This is a genomic window from Nitrosomonas sp. (assembly GCF_020852615.1).
Taxonomy (GTDB): domain Bacteria; phylum Pseudomonadota; class Gammaproteobacteria; order Burkholderiales; family Nitrosomonadaceae; genus Nitrosomonas.
Window position 1 is genome coordinate 1 of the sequence record NZ_JADZAJ010000004.1, and the last position, 7,300, is coordinate 7,300.

The 7,300-nt window shown below is 53.2% G+C and carries 6 protein-coding genes; 1 reads left to right on the forward strand and 5 read right to left on the reverse strand.

Annotated features, from left to right (window positions below; translation table 11 throughout):
• The first annotated feature begins 626 nt into the window (after positions 1 to 626).
• A complete protein-coding gene (locus tag IT527_RS00135) occupies positions 627 to 968 on the forward strand; it encodes an MliC family protein (protein WP_292964876.1) in 342 nt (113 codons plus the stop codon).
• Positions 969 to 1,006: 38 nt separating this feature from the next.
• On the opposite strand, the gene IT527_RS00140 is transcribed toward IT527_RS00135, so the two are convergent.
• The 5 genes from IT527_RS00140 to IT527_RS00160 form a co-directional block, all read right to left on the reverse strand.
• Positions 1,007 to 2,206 carry an acetyl-CoA C-acyltransferase gene (locus tag IT527_RS00140; protein ID WP_292964878.1) on the reverse strand — a complete coding sequence of 400 codons (1,200 nt, stop codon included), beginning with the start codon at positions 2,204 to 2,206 and terminating at the stop codon, positions 1,007 to 1,009.
• A 45-nt stretch (positions 2,207 to 2,251) separates the two neighbouring features.
• A complete protein-coding gene (locus IT527_RS00145; RefSeq protein WP_292964881.1) occupies positions 2,252 to 4,771 on the reverse strand; it encodes a 3-hydroxyacyl-CoA dehydrogenase/enoyl-CoA hydratase family protein in 2,520 nt (839 codons plus the stop codon).
• A 324-nt stretch (positions 4,772 to 5,095) separates the two neighbouring features.
• The gene (locus tag IT527_RS00150) at positions 5,096 to 5,593 is read right to left on the reverse strand and encodes a TlpA disulfide reductase family protein (RefSeq protein WP_292964884.1); all 498 of its coding nucleotides are present in this window, start codon (positions 5,591 to 5,593) and stop codon (positions 5,096 to 5,098) included.
• Positions 5,594 to 5,597: 4 nt separating this feature from the next.
• Positions 5,598 to 6,836, reverse strand: coding sequence for a sialidase family protein (locus tag IT527_RS00155; RefSeq protein ID WP_292964887.1), 1,239 nt, complete (start codon positions 6,834 to 6,836; stop codon positions 5,598 to 5,600).
• A gap of 168 nt (positions 6,837 to 7,004) precedes the next feature.
• A partial coding sequence (locus tag IT527_RS00160) for a TonB-dependent receptor (protein ID WP_292964890.1) occupies positions 7,005 to 7,300 on the reverse strand: 296 nt, incomplete at its 5' end.

A 7,300-nucleotide genomic window follows, 5' to 3' on the forward strand; every position in this document is an offset into this window, starting at 1 on the left:
GGGAAAATTGCGGCATTTCCGGAACAACACCAGTAACCACAACATTTTTTCCTTCCCATTTATGCGGCAACTCATCCGTCAGCCTGATCTGTGCCCATAACGCAGCCCAGAAAAAACCGGCGCCCAGCATGGCAGTAAACAGGAGACACCTGCTGACCCATACAGAAAAACGCAATTTAAATTGAGGAAGGATTAAGGCCGTCAGAACCATGGGAATCAGCCCAATCGCCCGGTACATCTCCGGTAAAACCGGCTGCTGCAACAACCAGAGTGTGCCGAATACGAATGCAAGGCTGTATATCCCGATTAGCACTGATTTATCACAACTCAAAAATAACCGAATGACCGGACGGGAAGGGAAAAACCCTGATATTTCCGGCAGACAAAAATATTGCCGGTATTAACGTCAGAAACGGCAATCTGCTGAAATCCCGGCTTTCAGTGTTTCGGATATTTCACTTAAAAAGAATCAGGTACGATGCAAACGGCACTTAACAATGCAAAAAACCCACTCACATCCATACAACTGGAATCTCTTATCCGACGTTTTCAGGCAGAAGGTAAAATGACGCTTGAGGAAACAAAAGTACATTATTCGTTATAAAACCACCTGGATCGACATTGCTATGCAGCACAATCTCCACTTCCTTGTCGTCTTTTCATTTTTCAGTGTCATAACGTCCTGCACACCGCTATCAACCCCCAACCCCAGAGTTTCGATCATCAGCCCGGTAATTTTCGTTTCAGATTCCGGGCAGACGGTGCAGGCAGTTTATCGGGATGATGACACGGTTACGCTTACCTTCCCGGATGGCAGGACGGAAATTCTTAATCTTGCAGTGTCTGCATCAGGTGCGCGTTACACCTCGGGAATAAATGAATGGTGGGAACACCAGGGAGAAGCCACCTATTCTGTCCATAATGAACAGGTGTTTACGGGCAGGCTGCGGCACCAGTCTGGTCATTAACAAGATACCGGGCACCTGCCCGGTTTTAAAGAAGCGGATTACAGCGCTTCAAACACACCGGCAGCGCCCATCCCGCCACCGATGCACATGGTAACCATGCCATATTTGAGTTTGTGACGGCGTAATCCGCTGAGCAGTGTTGCGACACGAATTGCGCCAGTTGCGCCCAGCGGGTGGCCGAGTGCAATGGCTCCACCCAGCGGGTTAACTTTTGTACGATCCAGCCCAAGGTCATGAATGACTGCCAGGCTTTGCGCAGCAAACGCCTCGTTCAACTCGATCCAGTCAAGGTCATCCTGTCGGATTCCGGTTTGTTGCAGTACTTTGGGAATCGCCTTGACCGGACCCACGCCCATGATTTCCGGTGGCACCCCAGCCACTGTGTAACCGATGAAACGCCCGACCGGCGCCAGGTTAAAACGCTGTAACGCTGCTTCGCTCACCACCATCACAGCACCCGCACCATCCGACATTTGCGAACTGTTACCGGCAGTTACTGATCCTTTTGCAGCAAATACCGGGCGCAATTTGGCGAGTGCTTCCGGGCCGGTATCTGCCCGGGGCCCTTCATCGGTATCCCGGACGACAGATGAGCCGATGATTTCATGCGTACCCGGATCCGGTCTGTTCTCGTGGACGGGATAAGGTGCAATTTCATCTTTAAATTCACCCTGTTCGATGGCACGTATCGCCCGGTGATGGCTTTCCAGCGCAAATTCATCCTGCTCCTCACGGCTGACTTTCCACTGTTCCGCCACCTTCTCGGCTGTAATACCCATGCCATAGGCAATGGCAACCTGCCCATCCTGCCTGAACAACGCCGGATTCATCGCAACCTTGTTACCCATCATCGGCACCATGCTCATGCTTTCGGTCCCGCCGGCAATAATGACATCCGCTTCTCCCAGCCGGACGCGGTCTGCTGCCATGGCAACTGCCTGCAGACCGGAGGCACAAAACCGGTTGACTGTTACACCTGGCACACTAACGGGCAGCCCCGCCAGCAGCAACGCCACCCGCGCGACATTGATCCCCTGTTCCGCTTCCGGCATGGCGCAGCCAACGATCACATCCTCAACAGCGGCCGGATCGAGCCCTTCACACTGCTTCAGCACCGCCTGCAACACGTGTACCAGTAAATCATCCGGCCGCACATCCCTGAACATACCCCGTGGCGCCTTACCCACCGGCGTGCGTGTCGCGGCTACGATATAAGCATCCTGTACCTGTCTGGTCATCAGCTTCTCCTCAATACTTGAATTTTTATCTCACCAAACCACGACTCAGTTACGCAGCGGTTTGCCGGTTTTCAGGGTATGCGCAATGCGAGCCTGGGTTTTTTCGGTTGCCAGCAGCTCAATAAAGGCTGTCCGTTCCAGCTTTAACAGCCATTCTTCATCTACCCGGCTGCCGGCAACAATATCACCACCGCACATAACATGTGCGATCTGGCTGCCAACCAGATAGTCATGCTCGGAAATAAACCCGCCTTCCAGCAGGTTGACCATTGAACTTTTGAGTGTGGCAATTCCTGTAGCACCTGCTGCCACAATCTGGCGCGGGCGCAATGGCGGACGATAGCCCGCTTCTGCCAGAGCCAGTGCCTGTGTTTTGGCAACATGCAGCAGTTCGAGACGGTTCATGACAACCACATCAGCCGGTTTCAGGTAATGCAATACCTTCGCCTGTTCTGCACTTTTGGATAGCTGTGCCATTGCAACTGTCTGGAAATAATGTTTCAGATACAGAAAAGGATCGTTATCAATGGCATTACGCGCAGCACGTAATGCAAATTCCTTACACCCTCCCCCTGCCGGCAGCAGCCCCACACCTGCCTCTACCAGGCCAATATAACTTTCCAGCGTGACCACTGCACGGTCGCAATGCATGACAAACTCGCATCCTCCACCCAGCGCCAGCCCATCAACAGCCGCCACAGTGGGTATCATGCTGTAACGGAGATGCTGAGAGACCTGCTGGAAATGGGCAATCATCCCTTCCACTTCAGCCAGTTTCCCGGCCATCAGCACATCGGCCATATCCAGGCTGCGCGCTGCCTGCAGTACAGCCGCTTCTGTCGCCTTTCTGGCGCGTTTGAAAAGTTTTTCAAAAAATGACGGGGGAGCTGGTGGGGCAATCGGCACCAATGGCGCTTCAGTTTTGGGCCGCTCGGTTGCCTTTTTCAGATTGGCACCCAACGAAAACGGCGGCTCGGTCTGCCAGATCACCAGCGCGCGAAAATGGTGCTCCGCCTCGGTAATCGCTCGCTGCATCCCCTGCAATACCAGATTATCGATTGTGTGTTTTCTGGTTTTAAAACTGACAATGGCAACCTGATCTCCGGTGTGCCACATACGCAACGCATCCGTTTCAAAAACCGTTTCACCATAAACGGCTTCTTCTCCCGCCAGCCTGTCCGGGAATGGCTGCCGCCGGTACACCGGCAACTGCGAACGCGACTGCAGATTATGTATTACCGGCGCATAGGAACCTGTCTGTGCATGCACTCCCCGGGCAGCACCTTGCCCAACTGCCTGCACCCATTCCGGCAATGGCACCTGAACCATCGCCCTGCCGGCAGCAATGTCCGCCTCAATCCAGTCAGTTACGGTATTCCATCCTGCTGCCTGCCAGATCTCGAAAGGCCCTCGCTCCCAGCCAAACCCCCAGCGTATCGCCAGATCGAGGTCACGCGCGTTATCAGCAATTGAGGCGAGATGAACGGCGCAATAATGGAACAGGTCACGATGTACCGCCCATAAAAATTGGGCTTGCGGATGCGGGTGATCATGCAGTGCCGCAAACCGGGCGGCAGGATCTTCCTGTTTCAGCAATGCCTCAATTTCGCTGTCCACTTCACTTTGCGCCAGTTCATACGTATCTGTTGCCGGGTTCAGCACATAAATATCCTTACCCTCCTTCTGATACACCCCCTTACCGCTCTTTTGCCCGAGCGCACCGCGATCAGCCAGCATCTGCAGCCAGTCGGGAATAACATAATGCCCGTGCCAGGGGTCTTCTGTCAGGCCGTCTTGCATGGTTTGCACGACATGCACCAGCACATCCAGTCCCACCAGATCAGCAGTGCGGAAAGTGGCACTTTTCGGCCGACCAATCAGCGCACCAGTGAGCTTATCCACCAGATCAAAACTCAACCCGAATTGCCGGGCATGCTGCATGGTCGCCAGCATGGAAAAAACCCCTACCCGGTTAGCAAGGAAGTTAGGCGTATCCTTGGCACGGACAACCCCTTTACCCAGACTGGTCACCAGAAAACTTTCCAGTGTATCCAGCATGCCCTGATCACTGTGCTCACCCGGAATCAGCTCCACCAGATACATGTAACGTGGCGGGTTGAAGAAATGAACCCCGCAGAACCGCGAACGCAGAGACTCAGGAACTGCCGCAGCCAGCTGATTGATGGAGAGGCCGGAAGTGTTGCTGGCCAGAATCACCTGATCGTTCAGGTAAGGCGTAATTTTTTCGTACAGCACCGCTTTCAGATCCAGCCGCTCTGCGATGGCCTCAATCACGAGATCACAGTCACCCAGCTTTTCCAGATGCTGCTCATAATTTGCCGGCTCGATACAGTTTGCCCGGTCGATCACCGATAAAGGTGCGGGATCCTGTTTTTTCAGCCGCTCAATCGCCTTCTGCGCATTGGCATCAGGGTTCCCGGAATCAGCCGGCAATTCGAACAGCAACGTCTCTATATTAGCGTTAACGAGATGAGCGGCAATTTGGGCGCCCATGACACCTGCTCCCAGTACTGCGGCTTTTCTTACGATAAATGGACTGCTCAAGATACCTCCCGCATGATCAGATTTCAGGGCAAACACCACCTGCCCGTCATATGAGCAGGATCGATCCTGTTAAAAAAGATTACAAGCATGAACCCCAAAGAGCAAGCTGTCACTGTTGCCGCCGGAAAAACAGATTGCACAAAAGCACCGGATCGCCTGAACAGCAGTCATTGACAGGGGTGGCTGCTGTTTTATCAGGCGGGGCATAACAGCAAAATGACAACAGAATACCGGAAAGGCAGATCAGCTCAACACAAATGAACGATCTGCCCGAAAAAAATGTGGAGGGTGTTTACAGAAAAACCGGAATACTCGTTTGAATGCTCACTTACCGGCTGATGAAGTGTTCGCTTCAACACGCACCAGCCAGTTTTTGACATATTCCTCGCCCACCAGCCCGGTTTTGACTTCGCGCAGGTGATTCCGGTCATAAAAATAAGTGCGCGGGACTTCACCATACCAGCGCCGGTCGATCTCAAAACGCAACCGCTCCGGCATCTCCTCGGCGAATACCCAGCGCTCAGTCTGATTGAGTCCGTAATCAGCCAGATGCGAAACGATCTCGGGCTCCTCTTCCGGCGTATCTGCCGCAATCAGCACCAGATTCAACTCCGGATGCTGCTGCCTGAATTCACCCAGCATTTTCAGCTCGGTGGGACAATAGGTACACGTCAGCGACCAGAGAAACAGCACAAAAGGTTTGCCTGCGTGCTCCTCCTGAATTGTTGCCATACTGCCCGTCACGAAATGCCGCACCCCTTCCGCTGCTGAAGCCGTAGCAGCTACCACCAGCAGCAATATCACCAGCAAATGACGCATCATAAAATCACCCCCTCAGATCAAAAAGACGCACACCATCTCTTGTGCTGTTCCACACCACAAGTGGCTTATGCGCTCCCGCCACAAATACTGGCAGATCAGCCGCACCACCGGTTGTTGCCACAATACGCGCTTCTGACCAGGTATCCCCCCGATCAGCTGAAATGGAGGTCATCAACTGATAGTTACTGCCATCAAATTCACGCCAGACCAGATACACCTTCCTGCCTTCCGCAAATACAGCCGGGTTGTTTGGTTGCGCATCAAGATTGCCAAATGCGTGTGGTGCGGTCATCTTCCCGTCATCAGCACGCCGGTAAAATAACCCGGGGTTCTGCGGGTTTCCGGTAAACCATACCAGGTGATAGCTCCCGGTTTCATCTGCAGCAATATCACCGCCATGATGTGGACAGGCATTGATTTCCCAGCCATCCTCGGTTGCCCGCAATACCCTGGGCTGTGAATCCAGCCGTGCCAGTGCAAAATCACGAATACTGCCTTCAAATATATGTCGCCAGAACACCACCGGCACGCCACCATGATCCAGCGTCATGCTGATCCGGCAGCATTCACAGGCGTGATCCGCCAATTTCCGGTTGGCAGAAAAATGCCTGCCCCCATCCTCGGATACCGCATAGTAAACCGCACTGCCCACATATTTCTGTCCGGTCTTGCCAGCTGCTTCACGCTCACGTCCATCAAACCAGACCAGTGTCACGCGGCCGCCTTCACCCAGTGTCAATGCACTGAAACCGTGGCTGATTTCACCATGATCATCGTTCACGGTCACTGGTGTGGAGAAAGTGCGCCCTCCATCAGCCGAGTACGCAAAGCGGATATTACCGGCAAATACCTTCGGCAATGCCTGTACCCAGGTTACTGCGATCACACCATCACGCACAGCGATCTTCGGCCGGTTCTGGTTTTCTGCCAGAATCGCCTCAGGCTGCGGGTTTACTGTCACACCTTCAGAAAAATGCTTGCCACCATCTTCCGAGTGGCTCACCTTAATATGACCCTCCTGCATGCGTACCAGCCATAGCCCCCCTTTTTCATCCGCTGCTGCGGAAACGGCCATGCCGGTCGTTTTCGCCCGCATTTCCGCCCACATTTTGTTCATGTCGTGTTTGGGTTTGGGTTTGGCATCATGTGCATGCTCTGCTGCCTGTGCCACAGGCTGAGCAAAAGGAATTGCCGCAGAAACCGCGGCAATAACCATTGCCGTCATGAAATGTTTAACTGACATCTTCACTCCATTGGAATTAGGGGACCCCCTGAAAAACTATCTGTATTGTCATTTCTGCGTTAAAAGTTATCAGCTTTTGCCTTGAATTGACTGCCTCACCAATCTTTTTCAAAGGTTCCTTAAGCATCCGTTCCTGCCAGCCGGCAGCCGGCAGGAAAAACGGACAGGCTACATGCGATATTCCAGACCCGCGAAGAAGGAGCGCCCATCCCCAGGCAAAAATTGAGCCTGATCTATTCCTTTCGCATTGTCAATCACACCGGTGGTGGCTGCATATTTGCGATTGGTCAGATTACGCGCTTCAGCAAACCAGGAAAAGCCGGCTTTGCTCCGTTTACCGATCTTGAAACCCAACAGCGCGTAGGAGTCTGCATACACCGTATTGGCATGATCCACGTAATATTTTTCGGGCGACCATTCCACGTTCGGGCCAAGATAATAGCCTTCCGGATGACGGTAGGTCA

What these genes read in the sequence shown, in the direction of transcription:
- IT527_RS00135 (WP_292964876.1), top strand. Translation starts at nt 627, where the DNA reads ATGCAGCACAATCTCCACTTCCTTGTCGTCTTTTCATTTTTCAGTGTC.
- IT527_RS00140 (WP_292964878.1), bottom strand. Translation starts at nt 2,206, where the DNA reads ATGACCAGACAGGTACAGGATGCTTATATCGTAGCCGCGACACGCACG.
- IT527_RS00150 (WP_292964884.1), bottom strand. Translation starts at nt 5,593, where the DNA reads ATGATGCGTCATTTGCTGGTGATATTGCTGCTGGTGGTAGCTGCTACG.
- IT527_RS00155 (WP_292964887.1), bottom strand. Translation starts at nt 6,836, where the DNA reads ATGTCAGTTAAACATTTCATGACGGCAATGGTTATTGCCGCGGTTTCT.